This is a genomic window from Rhodobacter capsulatus SB 1003 (assembly GCF_000021865.1).
Classification (GTDB): domain Bacteria; phylum Pseudomonadota; class Alphaproteobacteria; order Rhodobacterales; family Rhodobacteraceae; genus Rhodobacter; species Rhodobacter capsulatus_B.
This window is the reverse complement of record NC_014034.1, coordinates 3,178,355-3,196,251: the sequence shown is the minus strand read 5'-3', so window position 1 is coordinate 3,196,251 and position 17,897 is coordinate 3,178,355. Positions and strand designations below refer to the sequence as shown.

The 17,897-nt window shown below is 68.3% G+C and carries 17 protein-coding genes and 2 tRNA genes; 12 read left to right on the top strand and 7 right to left on the bottom strand.

Annotation, left to right across the window (positions count from 1 at the left end):
- The first annotated feature begins 74 nt into the window (after window positions 1–74).
- The 3 genes from RCAP_RS18685 (at window position 75) to RCAP_RS14850 (ending at window position 3,765) form a co-directional block, all read left to right on the top strand.
- Complete coding sequence (locus RCAP_RS18685) at window positions 75–2,591, top strand: putative bifunctional diguanylate cyclase/phosphodiesterase (RefSeq protein ID WP_013068705.1); 2,517 nt, start codon at window positions 75–77, stop codon at window positions 2,589–2,591.
- Complete coding sequence (locus tag RCAP_RS14855) at window positions 2,588–3,580, top strand: sugar-binding transcriptional regulator (protein WP_013068704.1); 993 nt, start codon at window positions 2,588–2,590, stop codon at window positions 3,578–3,580. Before RCAP_RS18685 ends, RCAP_RS14855 begins: the two co-directional genes overlap by 4 nt.
- Before the next feature lie 108 nt (window positions 3,581–3,688).
- Window positions 3,689–3,765: transfer RNA gene (locus RCAP_RS14850), tRNA-Asp, on the top strand.
- A gap of 349 nt (window positions 3,766–4,114) precedes the next feature.
- On the opposite strand, the gene RCAP_RS19410 is transcribed toward RCAP_RS14850, so the two are convergent.
- Window positions 4,115–5,245 (bottom strand): leucine-rich repeat domain-containing protein, encoded by a 1,131-nt coding sequence (locus RCAP_RS19410; RefSeq protein WP_013068702.1) that lies wholly within the window; start codon window positions 5,243–5,245, stop codon window positions 4,115–4,117.
- A gap of 105 nt (window positions 5,246–5,350) precedes the next feature.
- On the opposite strand from RCAP_RS19410, the gene RCAP_RS14840 reads away from it, so the two are divergent.
- Together RCAP_RS14840 and RCAP_RS14835 are read left to right on the top strand one after the other, a co-directional pair.
- Window positions 5,351–5,427: transfer RNA gene (locus RCAP_RS14840), tRNA-Asp, on the top strand.
- Between the two features lie 64 nt (window positions 5,428–5,491).
- Window positions 5,492–6,757 carry a glutamate-5-semialdehyde dehydrogenase gene (locus RCAP_RS14835; protein WP_013068701.1) on the top strand — a complete coding sequence of 422 codons (1,266 nt, stop codon included), beginning with the start codon at window positions 5,492–5,494 and terminating at the stop codon, window positions 6,755–6,757.
- An 80-nt stretch (window positions 6,758–6,837) separates the two neighbouring features.
- Here the strand turns inward: RCAP_RS14835 and RCAP_RS14830 are convergent, their stop codons facing one another.
- Window positions 6,838–7,470: a histidine phosphotransferase family protein gene (locus RCAP_RS14830; RefSeq protein ID WP_013068700.1), complete on the bottom strand. Its 633-nt coding sequence runs from the start codon at window positions 7,468–7,470 to the stop codon at window positions 6,838–6,840.
- A 40-nt stretch (window positions 7,471–7,510) separates the two neighbouring features.
- Between RCAP_RS14830 and RCAP_RS14825 the strand changes: the two genes are divergently transcribed.
- The 3 genes from RCAP_RS14825 to RCAP_RS14815 all read left to right on the top strand — a co-directional run bounded on the left by RCAP_RS14825 (window position 7,511) and on the right by RCAP_RS14815 (window position 9,438).
- Window positions 7,511–7,690 (top strand): DUF3553 domain-containing protein, encoded by a 180-nt coding sequence (locus RCAP_RS14825; protein WP_013068699.1) that lies wholly within the window; start codon window positions 7,511–7,513, stop codon window positions 7,688–7,690.
- A gap of 141 nt (window positions 7,691–7,831) precedes the next feature.
- Complete coding sequence (locus tag RCAP_RS14820) at window positions 7,832–8,611, top strand: GNAT family N-acetyltransferase (protein WP_013068698.1); 780 nt, start codon at window positions 7,832–7,834, stop codon at window positions 8,609–8,611.
- Entirely contained in the window at window positions 8,608–9,438 is an 831-nt protein-coding gene (locus RCAP_RS14815) for a lysophospholipid acyltransferase family protein (protein ID WP_013068697.1), read from the top strand. Before RCAP_RS14820 ends, RCAP_RS14815 begins: the two co-directional genes overlap by 4 nt.
- Here RCAP_RS14815 and RCAP_RS14810 read toward each other — a convergent pair.
- Both RCAP_RS14810 and RCAP_RS14805 read right to left on the bottom strand, forming a co-directional pair.
- The gene (locus tag RCAP_RS14810; protein ID WP_013068696.1) at window positions 9,423–9,641 is read right to left on the bottom strand and encodes a ribbon-helix-helix domain-containing protein; all 219 of its coding nucleotides are present in this window, start codon (window positions 9,639–9,641) and stop codon (window positions 9,423–9,425) included. The genes RCAP_RS14815 and RCAP_RS14810 overlap by 16 nt on opposite strands.
- Window positions 9,638–9,826, bottom strand: a complete 189-nt coding sequence (locus RCAP_RS14805) for a DUF4169 family protein (RefSeq protein ID WP_013068695.1) — start codon at window positions 9,824–9,826, stop codon at window positions 9,638–9,640. Before RCAP_RS14805 ends, RCAP_RS14810 begins: the two co-directional genes overlap by 4 nt.
- Window positions 9,827–10,065: 239 nt before the next feature.
- Between RCAP_RS14805 and RCAP_RS14800 the strand changes: the two genes are divergently transcribed.
- Window positions 10,066–10,749 carry an exopolysaccharide biosynthesis protein gene (locus RCAP_RS14800; RefSeq protein WP_013068694.1) on the top strand — a complete coding sequence of 228 codons (684 nt, stop codon included), beginning with the start codon at window positions 10,066–10,068 and terminating at the stop codon, window positions 10,747–10,749.
- 60 nt (window positions 10,750–10,809) lie between these two features.
- On the opposite strand, the gene ilvD is transcribed toward RCAP_RS14800, so the two are convergent.
- From ilvD to RCAP_RS14785, 3 genes are all read right to left on the bottom strand, one after another.
- The gene (gene ilvD, locus RCAP_RS14795; protein ID WP_013068693.1) at window positions 10,810–12,645 is read right to left on the bottom strand and encodes a dihydroxy-acid dehydratase; all 1,836 of its coding nucleotides are present in this window, start codon (window positions 12,643–12,645) and stop codon (window positions 10,810–10,812) included.
- A gap of 274 nt (window positions 12,646–12,919) precedes the next feature.
- Window positions 12,920–14,092, bottom strand: a complete 1,173-nt coding sequence (locus RCAP_RS14790; RefSeq protein WP_013068692.1) for an acetyl-CoA C-acyltransferase — start codon at window positions 14,090–14,092, stop codon at window positions 12,920–12,922.
- Between the two features lie 11 nt (window positions 14,093–14,103).
- Entirely contained in the window at window positions 14,104–14,871 is a 768-nt protein-coding gene (locus tag RCAP_RS14785; RefSeq protein ID WP_013068691.1) for a 3-hydroxyacyl-CoA dehydrogenase, read from the bottom strand.
- Window positions 14,872–15,021: 150 nt separating this feature from the next.
- Between RCAP_RS14785 and RCAP_RS14780 the strand changes: the two genes are divergently transcribed.
- From RCAP_RS14780 to RCAP_RS14770, 3 genes are all read left to right on the top strand, one after another.
- Window positions 15,022–15,501, top strand: coding sequence for a YbaK/EbsC family protein (locus RCAP_RS14780; protein ID WP_013068690.1), 480 nt, complete (start codon window positions 15,022–15,024; stop codon window positions 15,499–15,501).
- 91 nt (window positions 15,502–15,592) lie between these two features.
- Entirely contained in the window at window positions 15,593–16,513 is a 921-nt protein-coding gene (locus RCAP_RS14775; protein ID WP_013068689.1) for a lipid A deacylase LpxR family protein, read from the top strand.
- Between the two features lie 130 nt (window positions 16,514–16,643).
- Window positions 16,644–17,744 carry a Hint domain-containing protein gene (locus tag RCAP_RS14770; RefSeq protein WP_013068688.1) on the top strand — a complete coding sequence of 367 codons (1,101 nt, stop codon included), beginning with the start codon at window positions 16,644–16,646 and terminating at the stop codon, window positions 17,742–17,744.
- Window positions 17,745–17,897 lie beyond the last annotated feature (153 nt).

The following is a 17,897-nucleotide window of genomic DNA, read 5'->3' as shown; positions in this document are numbered from 1 at the left end:
TTGAGTGATTGCACTCGCCCCATGCGCGAAACCATGGTAGGCTTTCGCACGAAAGGAAGAACCCGGAGACAAGATTGGCCGTTCGCAACCCCCGTTTCGATCCGGCAACCGACGCTCTGGCGTCCGCTTGTGTCGGCGAGCTGTCCTGGCGCCTGCGGACCACCGCAGCCGGACCGCGGATCGTTCTGGGCTCTGCCTTTGGGGATCTGACCCTTGATCTGGCCGTCTTCGCGCAGCTTTTCCACCCCGACGACCGCGCCGATCTGGGCCGTTTCCTGCGCTGTGACACCGATCCGGTGCGGCTGGGGCTGGACCTGCCCGAGATGTCTTCGGCGCGGGGGATCCTGTTGCGCCTGCGCTGGGGGCCGGGGGGCGAGGATTTCATCCTGACCTGTCTCGAACCGGCCGAGCCTGCCGCGCCCGGCGCGTCCTCTGCGGCCTCGGGGCGGCTTTTTCGTCTGGATGCCGCGCTGCAGGTGGCGCGCAGCACGCTGGAAAACGCCGGCATCACCCCCACCTCGTCGTGGAATGTCGATCTGCGCAGCGGCGCGTTGAACGTCTCGGCCTCGTGGAAGGACCGGCTCGGCTACGGCGCCGAGGATCTGGAGCCGCTCACCCACGACGACTGGGCGCGGATGAGCCACCCCGAGGATGTCGCGGGGTTCGAGTCCGCCGAGACGCGCGCCCGCCTGCGCCGCGGCGCGCTGGTGCAACATCTGTCGCGTTCGCGGCATCGGCTGGGGCATTGGGTCACCTTCCTGTCCTTTTGCCGCGCCGTGCGCTGGGACCCCGCGGGCGAGATCAGCCTTTTGATGGGCTGCGATCTGGACATGACCGCGGTCTCGACGCTGGAGGGCGCGCTGGCGCGCGAACGCGACCGGCTGACGACGATCCTGGATGCGCTGCCCAGCGGCAAGATCGTGCTGGATGCGCAGGACCGGATCGTGCTGGCCAATCCCGAGGCCTGTGCGCTGATGGGCTGCGGCACGGGCGCGGTCTGTGGACGCGCCATGTTCGACCTGCTGCCGATCGAAGAGGGGCGGGCGGATCTGTGCGCCGCGATGGAGGATCCGGAGCACAGCGGCCCGGTGCTGATCCGGCTGCGCCGCGCCGGGCGGCTGCGGCTGTTGCAGGTCGATCTGGTGGTGTTGCCGGGCGATCCCGGCGACGGGCGGCTTTTGCTGTCGCTCTCGGACATCACCACCCTGCACGATCTGGGCCAGCAACTGGAACAATCGATCGACAATGCCCGCTTCATCGCCACCCATGATCTGATGACCGGCCTGCCCGACCGCTATCTGATGATGCGGCGTCTGGGCGAAAGGCTGACCTGTCTGGAGGCCGAGGGCGGCGGGATCGCGGTTCTGTGCATCGATTTCGACAATCACCGGCTGATCAACGACACTTTGGGCCACGAAACCGCGGATCAGCTGATCAAATCGGCGGCGAAGCGGCTGGAACAGGGCCTGCCCGAGGGGGCGCTGCTGGCGCGCACGAACGAGGACGAATTCGTCGTCCTGCTGCCCGGGGCGGATGCCCTGGCCGCCGAATCGCGCAGCTGGGACATCGTGCGCGCCTTTGCCCGGCCGATGCGGCTGCAGCGGCGGCAATGTTTCCTGACCGTCTCGATCGGGGTGGCGCTGCACGCGGGGCCGGGCGGCTGCGCCGAGGCGCTTTTGCGCGCGGCCGACATGGCGATGCACCAGTCGAAGGCGCGCGGCCGCAACACGGTGACGCTGTTCTCGCCCGAGATCGGGGCGCAGTTCGAACGCCGCACGGCGGTGGCGCAGGCCTTGCACCGGGCGCTGGAGGAGAGCAGCTTCGAGCTGCATCTGCAGCCGAAATTCGACGTGCGCGAGGGGATCCGGCTGATCGGCGCCGAGGCGCTCTTGCGGCTGACCGATGCCGAGCTGGGGCCGATCTCGCCCGCGGAGTTCATTCCGGTGGCCGAGGTGGACGGTCTGGTCTCGGCGATCGACCTCGAGGTGATGCGGCTGGCCGGGACGATGATGGCTGATTGGGCCGCGCGGGGGATCCGGCTGCCGCTGGCGGTGAACATCAATGCGACGACGCTGGACGAGCCGGGCCATGCCGATCTGGCCGAGCGGCTGTTGCGCGTCGGGCTGGACCCCGAACAGGTGACGGTGGAGCTGACCGAGACCGGGCTGGCCGCGCCGGGGCTGCGGCAGCGGCGCAATCTGGAACGGCTGCGCGACGTCGGCTACAAGATCGCGATCGACGATTTCGGCACCGGGCAATCGGCGCTGGGGGTGCTGCAAAGCCTGCCGGTGGCGGAGATCAAGATCGACCGCTCCTTCGTGCGCGGCCTTGAAGGGCCCGAGCCCGGCCGCGCCCGGGCGCTGATGCGGGCGATCCTGGCGATGGCGGGGGCGCTTGGCCTGCGCGCGATCGCCGAGGGCGTCGAGACCGAGGCGCAGTTCAGCATCCTGAAGGAGGAGGGCTGTCCGGCGATGCAGGGCTTCCTGCTGGGGCGGCCGCTGGGCTTGCGCAGTTTCGAGGCGCGCTATCTGGCCGAAGAGCCGCGGCCGCGCGCCGTCGCTCTGGCCGGTATCGGAGGATCAGGCGCATGACAGCCCCGCCGCACAGGCTCCCTCATCCCGACACGCCCGAATCGCGGGCGCGCTGGCTGCATGACATCGGCGGCCTCTCGGTCACGGAAATCGGCTGGCGGCTTGGTCTGCCGCCCGACCGGGTGCAGGCGCTGCTGGAGCAGCGGCCAAGCGTGGCCGTGCCGGTGCCGGATGCCGCCGAGGGGGCGCGGCTGATCCGCCGTCTTGCCCGCCGTCTGCGCGACCGCTTCGGGCTGGGCACCGTCTGCATCGCGCTGATGCCGCCCGATCAGACCGACCCGGTCCCGATGATCGCCGCCGCCGCCGCGCGGCATCTGGTGCGGGTGCTGCAGGCGCGCTCGGCGCCGGGCATCATCGGGCTGTCGCATGGGCGCACCATCGCCGCCATGGTCGCGCAGCTGCCCGAGATGCGGATCGGGCAGCTGCGCTTCGTCTCGCTTCTGGGCGAGCTGACCTTCGGCCATGCCGCCTATCCGCATGCGGTGATGCACCAGATCGCGCAGCGGCTGGGGGCGCAGGCCTTTCCCCTGCCGACGGCGCTTTACGCAAGCACGCCCGAGGAAGCGGCGGATCTGCTGCGTCAGCCGATGCTGCGCCGGGTCGCCGAGATGGCGCTGCAGGCCGAGGTCTGGGTGGTGGGCATCGGGCGCGGGGCGCCGGAAAACCAGCTGCATCAGTTCGGCATGATCGGCACCGAGGATCTGGCCGAAATCGTCGGTCTGGGCGCCGCCTGCGAGATTCTGGGCCGATTCTTCGACGCAGAGGGCCGCGAATTGCCCAGTGCCCTGGCCGCCCGCACCCTGGCGCCCGCCGCGCCCGATTTCCTGCGTCGCCGGGTGATCGGTCTGGCGGGCGGGACGGACAAGGTCGTGGCGCTGCATGCGGCGCTGGCGGGGCATCTGCTGCAGGATCTGGTGACCGACAGCCGCACGGCGGTGGCTTTACTCGACGAAGAGGAGCAGGCGGAATTTGCCGCGCTGCTGCGGTGAAAATTTGCAGCGCTGCTGCGGTGAAATTTTCGCGTTTCACCGCTTGACGGGGGGGGCGTGGATGCGTAGAAGCCTCCCACGCCCGCGGTTACGGCCCGGGAGAAATGCGCGGTTGTAGCTCAGTTGGTTAGAGTACCGGCCTGTCACGCCGGGGGTCGCGGGTTCGAGCCCCGTCAACCGCGCCACTTTCAAAAAGCCCTCGCGACAGCGGGGGCTTTTGTTTTTTCGCCTTGGCCTGTCCGACCCCGGTTCGGGCGGATCGCTGAGGGTCAGGTTTCTTGAGCACTCATCACATATGGCCAAGGCCATCGCCTTGGCCCTGCGCGACATTTGCCCCAAGACCGCCGAGGGCCCCAAAGGCCCTCGGCCAGCGCCCGCCCCGCGCCACTGGCGGGCGCTTCTCGCCCGCCGGGGCTGGGCGCTGGCCTCTGTCACGCGGGTGGAAACGGTCTTGCCGCAGCTTGGTCGCGACGGGCGGGGAAAGGCGGTGCCTTTCCGCTTCCGCCCGGGATGCGGCCTTCTTTCGGTTTGCCGTCAGGAGCCACCCAGCTTGCCGAACTCTTTCAAGGCCTTCGCCGCCTCCGGCCCATAAAGGCAGGCATAGACCGTGGGGAGAGCGACGGCGAGCGTCACCCCCGGAGCCATCGCCATGATCGAGGCCACCCCGGTTGCCGCGCCCAGCCGCAGCAATCCGCCATAAGTGGGCGTGTGATCCTTGCGGTCGATGTAGCGCGCGGCCTCTTTCAGGCTTTCAAGCGCCGCATCAAAGGCCGCCCGCAGCCGCCCCGCCGCCACATCGTCGATCGGCTGATCGGAGAGGTCTTCGGGGATCGCATCGTGAATGCCCATCAGGGCCGCCTTGCAAAGCACAAGCGTCCGCGACAGGGCTTCATGGGCGGCAAGCTGATCGGGATCGTTCGGAATGCGGATCGCCTGCAAGGCCAGCGCCTCGTCAATATCCGCCACGACGCGCTGACAGCGGTCCCGCAGGATCGGATGGCCGGTTTCCAGAAGCGCCCGCGCATCCGAAAGCGTCAATCTGCGCAGCCCCGCCGGGGGCACAAGGCCGCGACCGGGAATCGGAGACGGAGACAAAGGCGGGCGGTCCCCGTCCCTCAGTCCGATCCACTCGGGCGGTTTGCCGTCGGGGCGGGCTTTGGGCAGATAGGGCTCGGGCCACGGCGGCAGGGTGTTCAGATAGGCGAGGGTTGCAAGTGAACGCGTTTCGACGTCTTCTATCTTCGATAGCTTCGCCAACTCAGCGTCGCACTCAGTTGCGAGAGTTTTAGTGAAAGCAAGGCCGGGCAACCCCCTTGTTCCGAGTTGCTCCAACTTGCTTAATGGCCTCAAATCGGAAACTGCAGTGCCGCGCAATATAACGTCTGACAATTGAAGTAATTTGGCCAGCGGGGATAGGTCGGTCACTGCAGTGTTGCTGAGATCGAGCCCTTGTAGCTTGTAAAGCTCTGCAACGGGGGCAATGTCCGCGATGGCTGTGCTTCTTATGTCTATACTTGATAGTCCAGAAAGCTGCGAAAGTTCCGGGGGAAGCCGGTCAAGTTCGCGAAAATGCTTGTTGGTTAGGCTAATGTACTTCCTCCCCTCCCGCTTCACCCGCTCGATTTCTTCCAGTGCGGCCTGATAGGCCTTCTCTGCCTCGGTCATCTCGCACCCCTCACACTCCACCCAGCTTACCCGACCGCCCCCGTCAAACAACTGCGCTTTCCCGCTTGACGCCCTCGGCCGCAGCCGGTAGTGAACGCCCATCGCGCGGTTGTAGCTCAGTTGGTTAGAGTACCGGCCTGTCACGCCGGGGGTCGCGGGTTCGAGCCCCGTCAACCGCGCCACTTTCCCCTCCCTCTGGACGCTTCCCGCTTCGTGGCGTATCACGCGCCGAACGGAGGATGTCTGATGCGCGACGAGCTGGATGCGAAAACCCTGATCGACACCATGGGCCAGGCGGCCCGGACCGCGGCGGCCGAGCTGGCCTTTGCCCCGGCGCCGCGCAAGCGGGCCGCGCTGATCGCCGCCGCCGAGGCCGTCGCCGCGCGTCAGGACGAGATCCTGGCCGCCAATGCCGAAGACATGATCTTTGGCCGCGACAAGGGCCTGTCCCCCGCGATGCTGGACCGGCTGAGGCTGGATGAAACCCGCCTGCGCGGCATCGTCGAGGGGCTGCGCGCCGTCGCCGAACAGCACGATCCGGTGGGCGAGGTGATCGCGGAATGGGACCGGCCGACGGGGCTGCACATCCAGCGCGTCCGCACACCCCTGGGCGTGATCGGCGTCATCTACGAATCGCGGCCCAACGTGACGGCCGATGCCGGTGCGCTGTGCCTCAAGGCGGGCAATGCGGTGATCTTGCGCGGCGGCTCGGAAAGCTTCCATTCCAGCCGGGCGATTCACGCCTGCATGGTTGCCGGGCTGAAGGCCGCCGATCTGCCCGAAGCGGCGATCCAGCTGGTCCCCACCCGTGACCGGGCGGCGGTGGCGGCGATGCTGCGCGCCGTGGCCCATATCGACGTGATCGTGCCGCGCGGCGGCAAGGGGCTCGTGGGTCTGGTGCAGGCCGAGGCCCGGGTGCCGGTTTTCGCGCATCTGGAGGGCATCTGTCACATCTACGCCGATGCCGATGCCGATCTGGAGAAAGCCCGCCGTGTGGTGGTGAATGCGAAAACCCGCCGGACGGGCATTTGCGGTGCGATGGAATGCCTGCTGATCGACCGGGCGTTTTACGCAAAACACGGCGCGGTGCTGATCGAAGACCTGATCGCGAAGGGCGTCGAGATGCGGGTTTCGGCCGATCTGGCGCATATCCCGGGCACCAAACCGGCGGCGGAGGAGGATTTCGGCCGTGAATTCCTCGACATGATCTGCGCGGCGAAGCTTGTGGACGGCGTCGATGGCGCCATTGCCCATATCCGCCGCTACGGTTCAAGCCACACCGAATCGATCCTGACGGAAAACGACGCCACCGCGGCACGGTTCTTTGAACGGCTCGACAGCGCCATCCTGATGCGCAACGCCTCGACGCAGTTTGCCGATGGCGGCGAATTCGGCATGGGGGCGGAAATCGGCATCGCCACGGGCAAGCTGCATGCGCGCGGCCCGGTGGGGGCCGAGCAGCTGACCTCGTTCAAATATCTGGTGCGCGGCGACGGCACGATCCGTGCGTAAGCCGGGCCGCGCCGTAAGCCGCGCCGTTCGTAAGCCGGGCCGCGCGTAAGGCAGGGCCCCGCGCGGGGCCCGCCTCAGGCTCAGAACCGGATCTCGGCGCTTGTCTCGGCCACGTCCCAGACGACGCGCCGCCCCTGATGCCCGGCCTCGCGCGGCAACAGCAGGAACTGCACCTGCGCCGGGCTGACCGTGACCAGGCTGCCAGAGAGCCGCGCCCAAAGCTCGGGATCGGGCTTGGTGCGCTTGGCTTGCGCGACAAGACGCCATTCGCCGTCTTCCTCGGTGATCACGACTTCGCCACCCCAGGGCAACGCCGGTTCAAGGCACAAGAGCCCGAGGAAGATCAGCTTCACCACCCGGCGCGACTGGTCGCCCGCGCCGAGCCAATGGTATTTCACCCGCCCCCCGCGCGAGATTTCTTCAAGCACGCCAAGGATTTCCGGGGTGCCGATGCGCTGATCGACCGAGGCCTGGCCAAAGGCGATGCGGAAGAACTTGATCCGCGCATTGGCCGCGGCGACGCTTTGCGAAATCAGCTGCACCTCGGGGCTGTCGGCCAGCCCGGACATGTTCAGCAACTCCACCCCGTTGCCGATCGCCCCCAAAGGGCTGATAAGGTCGTGGCAGAGTCGCGACCCGACAAGAGCGACAAGATCGGCCTCGGAAGGCGCGGTCTCGGGCGGCGGGGCAGGGACGAAGGCTTCATGGGTCATGGTGGATCTCCCTTTCGGGGGTCGCCGAAGCGAGGGCAGGATGAACGCGTTTCTGGAACCGGGGATGCTGGTGAAAAACCCCCAGGCCCCCGATTGGGGGCTGGGACAGGTGCAGTCGCGCGTCGGCGACAGGGTGACGGTCAATTTCGAACATGCCGGCAAACAGGTGATCGACGGGCGACGGGTGCAGCTTTCCCTCGTTATTCCCGACCAAGGTTGATAAAAGGTTAACAGCTTTAAAAATGGTTAACAGCCCCGCATCGCGGCCCTGACCCCTTTCGCTGCGCGGGTCCTGCGGTCCGCATCATTGCAGCCTTGCGCGCGGGCGCCTAGAGATGAACGAAGACGGAAGGCTTTGAGCATGGCGGCAGCACCGCTTTCTTATGAAATCAGATTGGCGCGGGACGCACAGGAGATCAGGGCCTCGCAGCGGCTGCGTTATGCCGTTTTCGTCGAGGAGCTGGGCGGGGCGGGGCCGCTGATCGATCACGAAAACCGGCTGGAAGCCGATGAATTCGACCCGCTTTACGACCATCTCGTGCTGATCGACGCGACGAAACCCGAAGAGGATCTGGACCGGGTGGTGGCGGCGTACCGGCTGTTGCGCTCGGACCGGGCGGCCGAGATCGGGCGGTTTTACTGCGATGCGGAATATGATCTGACGCCGCTGCGCGCCTCGGGGCGGCGGCTTCTGGAACTGGGGCGGTCCTGCGTGCATCCCGATCACCGCGGCGGCGCGGCGATGCTGATGCTGTGGAATGCGCTCGCTGATTACGTGCTGGCGCATGAGATCGAGATCCTGTTCGGCGTCGCTTCGTTTCACGGCACCGATGTCGCGGCGCTGCAGCAGCCGCTGGCCTGGCTGCACCACCACCATCTGGCGCCCGAGGGGCTGCGCCCGCGCGCGCGGCAGTTTCAACGCATGGATCTGGTGGCGAAAGAGGCGCTGGACCGCCGCGCCGCGCTCGATGCGATGCCCAATCTGATCAAGGCCTATCTGCGGCTGGGCGGGTTCGTCGGCGAGGGCGCCTTTGTCGACCGGCCCTTCAACACCACCGATGTCATGCTGCTGATGGATACGCAGGCGATGTCGGAGAAGCACCGGGAGTTCTACACGCGACGGGTGGAGGGACGCGGATGACACGACCGATCTGGATGGGCGACGAACCGCCGCCCGACCGGCCGCCGACGCTGGCCGGGCGCGGGCGTCTGGCGCTGCGCGGCGGGGCGATGGCGCTGGTGCTGATGGCGGGGCTGACCCTGCATCTGGCGGTGCGGCTGATCGAGCGGCCGCTGCATGGCGGGCACCGGCCCTGGACCCCGGCGATCACCCCTGTCGTCTGCCGGATCTGCGTCGCCATCCTGGGCCTGCGCTATTCCGTCCGCGGCCGCCCCATGCAGCATATCGGCGCCGTCGTCGCCAATCACACCGGCTGGCTTGACATCTTCACCCTGAACGCCTGTCAGCGGCTTTACTTCGTCTCCAAGGACGAGGTGGCGGACTGGCCCTTCATCGGCTGGCTGGCCCGCGCCACCGGCACCGTCTTCATCCGCCGCGACCCGCGCGAGGCCAAGGCGCAGCAGGCGCTTCTTGAAGACCGCATCCGCGACGGGCACCATCTGCTGTTCTTCCCCGAGGGCACCTCGACCGACGGGCTGCAGGTGCTGCCGTTCAAGACGACGCTCTTTGCCGCCTTTTACACCCACGGGCTCGACAAGGTGATGCAGATCCAGCCGGTCACGGTGAATTACACCGCGCCCGAGGGCGAGGATCCGCGGTTTTACGGCTGGTGGCGGGACATGCCCTTTGCCACTCATCTGGCCAAGGTGCTCTCGGTGGCCCGGCAGGGCGCCGCGGAGGTGGTGTTTCATCCGCCGCTCGATGTGTCGGATTTCCCCTCGCGCAAGGATCTGGCGGCGGCCTGCGAAGCGGCGGTGCGTTCGGGGATGGGTCAGCGGTCGCGGTAGTGGCGCAGGACCGCCAGCCGGATCGCCGTGGCCAGCCCGGTGCCCGGATCGCGGGCGGCGTCGATCTCGCGCGCGGCCTCGTTCAGGCCAAGCCCGCGGGCGGCGGCCAGTTCCTTGAAGCCGGTCCAGAACGCGTCCTCGAGCGAGACCGAGGTGCGGTGCCCGCCCAGCGTCAGCGAATGCTTGCGCGGGGCCTCGCTCACCTTTCCGGCTCCGGGTCGCGCCGATGCGCGTCAAGGGCGGCGCGGGCCTTGGCGGCCTCGGCCTCTTCCCGCTGTTTCTGCGCCTTGGTGCGGCCGAATTTGGCGGCATTGGCATCGGCCGCGGCCTTGGCCTCAGTGCGGGCGGCTTGCTTGCGGAAACGGTTCAGATTGACGATCTCGGCCATGGCGCAGCATCGCACGGGGCCGCGCCGCGTGCAATCCGGGCGGTGACCGCCCGCGTTTGGCGGCTTGCCGCCATCGCCCCGGGGCCCCGGGCGCAAATGGTCGCAACGGTCTTGCGCCGCGGCAAGGGGCTGCCTATCTGCAGATCATCCACTCCTGTCCCTCGTGATTCGCGGCTCATGACGTTTCGATCTGGCATGTCCTTCCCTGTCCTGTCCGGCGGTTTCCCGGGAACGCGGGCATGAGCCGGATGTCCGGTCCCGCCGCCCGGGCCCGCGCCCGCGCCGTTGCCGCGAAACTGCGCGCGCGTCTGGCGCGTCAACCGCGGCCCGAGCGGCTCTCGGATCTGCTGACGGAACTGGCCGAGGATCAGGGCCGCGAGCGGATCGCGCTGTCGGATCTGCTGGACCGGCTCAGCGTGCGCGCCTTTGGCCCGCTGCTGGTGATCTTTTCGCTGCCGAACGTGTTGCCGACGCCGCCCGGAACTTCGGCCGTGCTGGGGCTGCCGCTGATCTTCCTGACCTTTCAGATGCTGATCGGCGGGCCGCCGTGGTTTCCCGCCTTCATCGCCAAACGCTCGATCGCGCGGGCGGATTTCGCCCGGCTGGCAGCGGTGGTCGTGCCGCGGCTCTTGCGCGCCGAGAAGATGCTGCAACCGCGGCTCAGCTTTCTGTCCTCGCGCTGGGCCGAACAGGGGCTGGGGTTTCTGGCGCTGGTGCTGGCGATCATCCTGACGCTGCCGATTCCTTTGGGCAATATCGGGCCCGCCTTTGCGCTGGCGCTGATCGGCATCGGCCTGTTCGAGCGCGACGGGCTTTGGGTGCTGGCCGGGGTGGTGGCGGGGCTGGGCGCGCTGGCGCTGGTGCATGGGGTGATCTGGGCGATGATCGCCGCCGCCGCGCATGTGCTGCACACCTGGTCCTGACCGCGCGACATGAAAAGGCCCCCGCCGCGGCGGGGGCCTTTTCGGGTCCGGGGGCCGGGCTCAGTTCGGCAGGATGCGCACGCCGCCCTTGGCCGCCGACGAGGCAAACATCGCATAGGCCCGGAGCGCGGTCGAGACATGGCGCGGACGCGGGGCCGCGGGCGTCCAGGGCAGCGGCCCCTTGGCGGCACGCCGCGCCTCCAGCACGTCTTCGGCCACGGCCAGATGGATGCTGCGGTTCGGAATGTCGATCTCGATCACGTCGCCGGTCTCGACCAGACCGATCAGCCCGCCTTCCTCGGCTTCGGGGCTGACATGGCCGATCGAGAGCCCCGAGGTCCCGCCCGAGAAGCGCCCGTCCGTCAGCAGGGCGCATTTCTTGCCCAGACCTTTCGATTTCAGATAGCTGGTCGGGTAAAGCATCTCCTGCATGCCGGGGCCGCCGCGCGGGCCTTCGAAGCGGATCACCACCACTTCGCCCTCGGTGACCTTGCCGGTCAGGATGCCCGAGACCGCATCGTCCTGACTTTCAAAGACTTTCGCCGTGCCGGTGAATTTCAGGATCGACTCGTCCACCCCCGCCGTCTTCACGATGCAGCCGTTTTCCGCGATATTGCCGAACAGCACCGCCAGACCGCCGTCCTTGGAAAACGCATGTTCGGCCGAGCGGATCACCCCCGCTTGCCGGTCGCGGTCCACTTCTTTGTAGCGGTTGCCGGTCGAAAACGCCTCGGTCGTGCGCACGCCACCCGGCGCGGCGCGGTAAAAGCTGTCGACGGCGGGATCATTGGCCGTCATCACGTCCCAGGTCGCGATCGCCTCGCCCATCGAGGCGGAATGCACGGTGCGGGCGTCCAGATGCAGCAGCCCGGCGCGGCCCATCTCGCCCAGAATGCCCATGATGCCACCGGCGCGGTGCACGTCTTCCATGTGCACGTCCTGTTTCGCCGGGGCGACCTTGCACAGCACCGGCACCTTGCGGCTGAGCCGGTCGATGTCGTCCATGGTGAAATTCACCCCGCCCTCATAGGCGATGGCCAGAAGGTGCAGCACCGTGTTGGTCGAGCCGCCCATGGCGATATCGAGGCTCATGGCGTTTTCAAACGCTTCGAAGGTCGCGATGTCGCGCGGCAGAAGGCCCGGTTCGTTGCCCTCGTAATGGCGCTTGGTGATGTCGACGATGCGCCGCCCGGCTTCCAGGAACAGCGCCTTGCGGTCGGCATGGGTCGCCAGCATCGAGCCGTTGCCGGGCAGGGCCAGACCCAGCGCCTCGGCCAGACAGTTCATCGAATTCGCGGTGAACATGCCGGAACAAGATCCGCAGGTCGGGCAGGCGGCTTTCTCGATCGCCTCCACCTGCGCATCGGTGTAGCTGTCGTCGGCCGCGACCACCATCGCATCGACCAGATCAAGGTCATGGTCGATCACGTCGGGGGAAATCTTGCCCGCCTCCATCGGCCCGCCCGAAACGAAGATCACCGGAATGTTCAGCCGCATCGCCGCCATCATCATGCCGGGCGTGATCTTGTCGCAGTTCGAGATGCAGACCATCGCATCGGCGCAGTGGCCGTTGACCATGTATTCGACCGAATCCGCGATCACCTCGCGCGAGGGCAGGGAATAGAGCATCCCGTCATGGCCCATGGCGATGCCGTCATCGATGGCGATGGTGTTGAATTCCTTGGCGACGCCACCCGCGGCCTCGATTTCGCGCGCGACCATCTGGCCAAGGTCTTTCAGATGCACGTGACCCGGCACGAACTGGGTGAAGGAGTTGACGACGGCGATGATCGGCTTGCCGAAATCGCCATCCGTCATGCCGGTCGCGCGCCAGAGGCCACGCGCCCCCGCCATGTTGCGGCCATGGGTCGATTTGCGGGAACGATACTGCGGCATCTGGCGTCTCCGGGCTGGCTTGGACTTGCGCCCTTCTAGCGCAGGCCGGGGGGCGATGCCAACCCGAAGCCTTGCGGCAGGAACACGAAGCCTTGCGCTGCGCATGTCTGGGGGCAGACCTTGCCGGGACGTTTTGGCCTCGGCCATCGCCGAGGCCATGCGGATCCTGTCCCCGATCCGGCCACTGTCGTGCCTGGGGCTTGCGGTCTGGTTGCGGCCGGGCGCTGTCGGGCGGGGAAAGGCGGTGCCTTTCCCTTTCCGCCCGAACCCGCCCCTATGCCATCAGCTCCACCGCCATCGCCGTGGCCTCGCCGCCGCCGATGCAGAGCGTCGCGACGCCGGTTCTCAGCCCGTGCCGCCGCAGCGCCGCCAGCAGCGTGACCAGCACCCGCGCCCCCGAAGCGCCGATCGGATGCCCCAATGCACAGGCGCCGCCATGCGGGTTCACCCGGTCATGCGGCAGATCCAGCGCCGCCATCGCCGCCATCGCGACCACCGCAAAGGCCTCGTTCACCTCGAACAGATCGATCCGGCGCAGATCCAGATCGAGCTTTTCCGCCAGTTTCGTCAGCGCGCCGATCGGGGCGGTCGGAAACAGGTTCGGCGCATCGGCATGGGTCGCATGACCCAGCACCCGGGCGAGCGGCGTCAGCCCGCGGGCCTCGGCCTCGGAGGCGCGCATCAGCACCAGCGCCGCCGCCCCGTCCGAGATCGAGGAGGAATTCGCCGCCGTCACCGTGCCGCCCGGCCGGAAGGCCGGTTTCAGCGTCGCGATCTTGTCCAGCCGCGCCTTGCCCGGCTGCTCGTCGGTGGTGATGAGCCCGGCCCGGCCTGCCTCCACCGGCGCGATTTCAGCCGCGAAAGCCCCGCTGGCAATTGCCGCCTGCGCCCGGGTCAAAGACGCAATCGCGTAATCGTCCTGCGCCTGCCGGGTGAAGCCGAAGGCTTCGGCGCAATCCTCGGCAAAGGTGCCCATCAACCGGCCGCGATCATAGGCATCCTCGAGCCCGTCCAGAAACATGTGATCGAGCACCTGCCCATGCCCCAGCCGCAGCCCGCCGCGCGCTTTCGGCAACAGATAGGGGGCATTCGTCATGCTCTCCATGCCGCCCGCCAGCACGACCCGCGCCGAGCCCGCCAGCAAAAGGTCATGGCCCAGCATTGCGGCCTTCATCCCCGAACCGCACATCTTGTTGATCGTTGTCGCCCCCGCCGCAAGCGGTAGACCCGCTTTCAGCGCCGCCTGCCGCGCCGGGGCCTGACCTTGCCCCGCGGGCAGGACGCAGCCCATCAGCACCTCGTCGACCTCAGCGGCCGGAACGCCCGCCCGGTCAAGCGCCGCGCCAAGCGCCACCGCGCCCAGATCGGCCGCGGCAAGCTCTGAAAACGCGCCCTGAAAGCCGCCCATCGGCGTGCGGGCCGCCCCCGCGATCACCACCGGATCCATTCTCTCCCCCGTCATTTCGCGGCCATCCGCAAAGCGCCGTCGAGCCGCAGCACCTCGCCATTCAGCATCTGGTTTTCGCAGATATGGCGCACGAGCGCGGCATATTCCGCCGGGTCCCCCAGCCGGTTCGGGAAGGGCACCGAGGCGCCCAGACTGTCCTGCACCTCCTGCGGCAGCCCCGCCATCATCGGCGTGCGAAAGATCCCCGGCGCCACCGTGACGACGCGGATGCCGTGCCGGGCCAGTTCCCGCGCCGCCGGAAGCGTCAGCGCCGCGACGCCGCCCTTGGAGGCCGCATAGGCCGCCTGTCCGATCTGCCCGTCAAAGGCCGCGATGGAGGCGGTGTTGACGATCACCCCGCGCTCGCCGCCCGGGCCGGGGGCATTGCCCGCCATCGCCTCGGCCGCCAGCCGCAGCATGTTGAAGGTGCCGACAAGGTTCACCGTCACCGCCCGGGCGAAACTCTCCAGCCGGTGCGGCCCCTCGCGGCCGAGGATCTTTTCCCCCGGCGCGATGCCCGCGCAATTCACCAGCGCATCAAGCCGCCCGAAGACCGAGACCGCCAGATCGATGGCGGCGCGGCCGTCCCCCTCCTGCGTCACATCGGCGCGGCAAAACCGCGAGGCCGCGCCCAGATCCGAGGCCATGGCCATGCCCGCTTCGGCGTTCAGATCGACGATCACCACCTTGCCGCCCGCATCAACCACCATCCGCGCCACGGCCGCCCCCAGCCCCGAACCGCCCCCGGTGACGACAAAGACCCGCTCTGAAATCTGCATCCTTTCCTCCCTTTCCCTGACGTCAAATCCTATCGGGTGGGGGGTGTCTGGCAACGGCAAAGGCGGGACATCCTGCGGTTGCGACGCAACGGAATCCGGGCGTTGACAGTGGGGCAGGGGGCTTGGCAAGACAGGGGAAAGGAGAGCCCGATGAGCACAGCCACCCCCGCCACCCGGGCGCTTGACGCCGCCAAGGTGGCCTTCGAGCGGATCGAATATGATTACGTCGCCGGGCAGGACAAGATCGGCCTGCATGCGGCGGCGGCGATTGGCGCCGATCCCGCCGAGGTGCTGAAGACGCTGATGGTCGAGGTCGACGGCAAGCCCGCCTGCGCGGTGATCCCGTCGGATTGCACGCTGTCGATGAAAAAGGTCGCGGCGGCCTTCGGGGCCAAGGCGGCGGCGATGATGCCCGCCGACAAGGCCGAGCGGCTGACCGGCTTTCACACCGGGGGGATCTCGCCCTTTGGCCAGAAGAAACGGGTGCCGGTGGCCTTTGAAGCCGCGGCGCTGGGGCAGGCGCAGATCGTCGTCAATGGCGGCAAGCGGGGGCTGATGGTGCGGCTGACCCCCGAGGCGGCGCTGACGGTCTCGGGCGGTCTGGCCCGGGATCTGATCGCCGCGCCCTGAGCCCGGGCCGGATGTCACGCCCGCGTCGCAGTTTCGCCGGAATTCGGCGTGATACCCGGGTTAACCCTTCCTCTCCGCCCTCTGGAGCCCCATGCCGCGTCTGATCCCGCTTGCGTTTGCCCTGCTTGGCCTGCTGGCCCTTGTCCCCGCCCCCGCCCCCGCCCCCGCCGAGACCCGGCCGCTGGGCTTTGGTCATTTCCTGAACAACGATGCGCTTGGCGACGGCAAGGACCGCTGGCAGACCGGCTCTTACACGCTGTCGTGGCTGCGCGGCCCGGAGTGGCAGGGGCGCCTGCCCGGCCGCCCCTTCGAGATCCTGGAATACCGGCTGAGCGGGGCGGTGATCGCGCCTTCGCGGCTGAAAAGCCTGCGCGGCGATCGGCGCTATGTCGGCAAATCCGCGGTTTCGCTGCACACGCAATTCGCCCCCACGCCGCAGACCGAGGCGGATCTGGGCCTTGGCGTGGTCTGGACCGGCCCGGCGAACGGCCTTTCCGGGGTGCAGCGCCAGCTGCATGACCTGCTGGGCGAACCCCGGCCGCGCGCCGCCGACAGCCAGTTGCCGAACCATCTCTATCCGACCGTCAGCGCGGAAATCGCCCGGCCGATCGCGCTGGGCCGGGCCGAGCTGCGCCCCTTTGCCGAGGCGCGGGCGGGCGATGAAACCCTGCTGCGTCTGGGCGCCGATCTGGCCTTCGGGCAGCGCGAGAAGGGGGCGCTGTGGCTGCGCGACGAGGTGACCGGGCAACGCCATCTCGGCATCGGCGGCACCGATGCGGGCGGCACCGCCTTTGTGCTCGGCGCCGATGTCGCGCATGTCTTCGACAGCGCTTATCTGCCGGGCGGCTGGGGCGTGCAACCGGAACAGACCCGCAGCCGCCTGCGCGCCGGGATCTCGACGCGGCTGGGCCGGGTCGGGCTGTTTTACGGCCTGACCTGGCTTTCGCGCGAATTCGTCGGCCAGCCCGAGGGGCAGCTGGTCGGCTCGGTTCGGCTGCGGCTGCGCTTTTGACTTTTTCGCGCCAGATCGTCCTTTCCTTGATCTGGGTCAAAATGGGGGATTCACAAGGCGAATCACCCATGTTAGGTTTTGCTTAATCAAGGATCGAAGGGTCCATAAAACGAGGCAGGACATACAGGCAATGAAGCCGGGCTATCTGGGCACCTTCGTGATCGCGTGGGACCAGACCGAGATCGACGGCGCCGCGGGCGCCCCGGTCGAGAGCCTTGCAACCGGCGCCTGCTGGCGCTGGAGCGGCGAGGCGGTGCGGGTCGATGGCCCCACCGACCTGCTGATCCTGAGCGGGGCCGAGGGCAGCGAGGCGCTGCGCCAGCGCGCCGCCCGGGTGGTGCGCCGCCTTCTGGGCGTGGCGATCGAGGGTGGCGACGGCGCCGCCTTTCGCGCCCGTGCCGATCTGCCCGAGCTTCCCGATCAAAGCTTTGCCGTCACCGACGGGATCCGCGCCTATGACATCACGCTGATCGAACTGCCCGCGGCGCGGGCGCGTCTTTTGATGTTCGCGGGCGGCCTGCCGCCGCGCGACACCGATCTGTGGCTGGTCGAAAGCCGCGTCGATCCGCGCCCGGCGGGGCTGCGTCTGGCCGCGCCCGGGGTGATCTGTTTCACGCCGGGAACGCTGATCGACACGCCCGCCGGGCCGCGCCCGGTCGAGGCGCTGCGGCCCGGCGACCGGGTCTCGACCCGTGATGACGGCCCGCAGGAGATTTTGTGGATCGGATCGCGGCGGATGAGCGGGGCCCGGCTTTACGCGCTGCCGCATCTGCGCCCAGTGCGACTTGGGGCGGTGCGACTTGGGGCGGTGCGGCTGCGGGCGGGGGCGCCTGGTCTGCTGCGCCCCGCGGCCGATCTGCTGGTCTCGCCGCAGCATCGGGTGCTGGTGCGCGGTGCCGCGGCGCGGGCGCTGTTCAACGAGCCCGAGGTGCTGGTGCAGGCCTGCGATCTGGTCGATGACGCCGCGGTGCGGGTCGCGACCCGGCTGCCCGAGGTCACCTATCTGCACCTGCTGTTCGCGCGCCATCAGGTGATCCGGGCGAACGGGGTCGAGACCGAAAGCTTCCACCCCGCCGCGACCGAGGTCGAGAGCATCGCCGAGGATCAGCGACAGGCGCTGTTGCGGCTGTGCCCCGGGATCGAGGCCGATCCGATGACCTACGGGCCTTTCGCGCGGCGCATGCTGAGCGCCTCGGAAGCGGCGATCCTGCGCCACGATCTGGCGGCCTGAGCGACGGTTTCGGGCGAAAAGGAAACGCGATCCGCGTTTCCCGCCCGCCTGTGCAAGGCCCGTGGCAAGACCGTTTCCCCAAGCGCGACACAGGCCGACGCCCGGCCCGGCGGGCGAGAAGCGCCCGCCATGGGCGGGGCGGGCGCTGGCCGG

Coding starts and splice junctions, on each gene's coding strand:
- RCAP_RS14855 (WP_013068704.1), top strand. CDS start 2,588: ATGACAGCCCCGCCGCACAGGCTCCCTCATCCCGACACGCCCGAATCG.
- RCAP_RS19410 (WP_013068702.1), bottom strand. CDS start 5,245: ATGACCGAGGCAGAGAAGGCCTATCAGGCCGCACTGGAAGAAATCGAG.
- RCAP_RS14835 (WP_013068701.1), top strand. CDS start 5,492: ATGCGCGACGAGCTGGATGCGAAAACCCTGATCGACACCATGGGCCAG.
- RCAP_RS14830 (WP_013068700.1), bottom strand. CDS start 7,470: ATGACCCATGAAGCCTTCGTCCCTGCCCCGCCGCCCGAGACCGCGCCT.
- RCAP_RS14825 (WP_013068699.1), top strand. CDS start 7,511: ATGAACGCGTTTCTGGAACCGGGGATGCTGGTGAAAAACCCCCAGGCC.
- RCAP_RS14820 (WP_013068698.1), top strand. CDS start 7,832: ATGGCGGCAGCACCGCTTTCTTATGAAATCAGATTGGCGCGGGACGCA.
- RCAP_RS14815 (WP_013068697.1), top strand. CDS start 8,608: ATGACACGACCGATCTGGATGGGCGACGAACCGCCGCCCGACCGGCCG.
- RCAP_RS14805 (WP_013068695.1), bottom strand. CDS start 9,826: ATGGCCGAGATCGTCAATCTGAACCGTTTCCGCAAGCAAGCCGCCCGC.
- RCAP_RS14800 (WP_013068694.1), top strand. CDS start 10,066: ATGAGCCGGATGTCCGGTCCCGCCGCCCGGGCCCGCGCCCGCGCCGTT.
- ilvD (WP_013068693.1), bottom strand. CDS start 12,645: ATGCCGCAGTATCGTTCCCGCAAATCGACCCATGGCCGCAACATGGCG.
- RCAP_RS14790 (WP_013068692.1), bottom strand. CDS start 14,092: ATGGATCCGGTGGTGATCGCGGGGGCGGCCCGCACGCCGATGGGCGGC.
- RCAP_RS14785 (WP_013068691.1), bottom strand. CDS start 14,871: ATGCAGATTTCAGAGCGGGTCTTTGTCGTCACCGGGGGCGGTTCGGGG.
- RCAP_RS14780 (WP_013068690.1), top strand. CDS start 15,022: ATGAGCACAGCCACCCCCGCCACCCGGGCGCTTGACGCCGCCAAGGTG.
- RCAP_RS14775 (WP_013068689.1), top strand. CDS start 15,593: ATGCCGCGTCTGATCCCGCTTGCGTTTGCCCTGCTTGGCCTGCTGGCC.
- RCAP_RS14770 (WP_013068688.1), top strand. CDS start 16,644: ATGAAGCCGGGCTATCTGGGCACCTTCGTGATCGCGTGGGACCAGACC.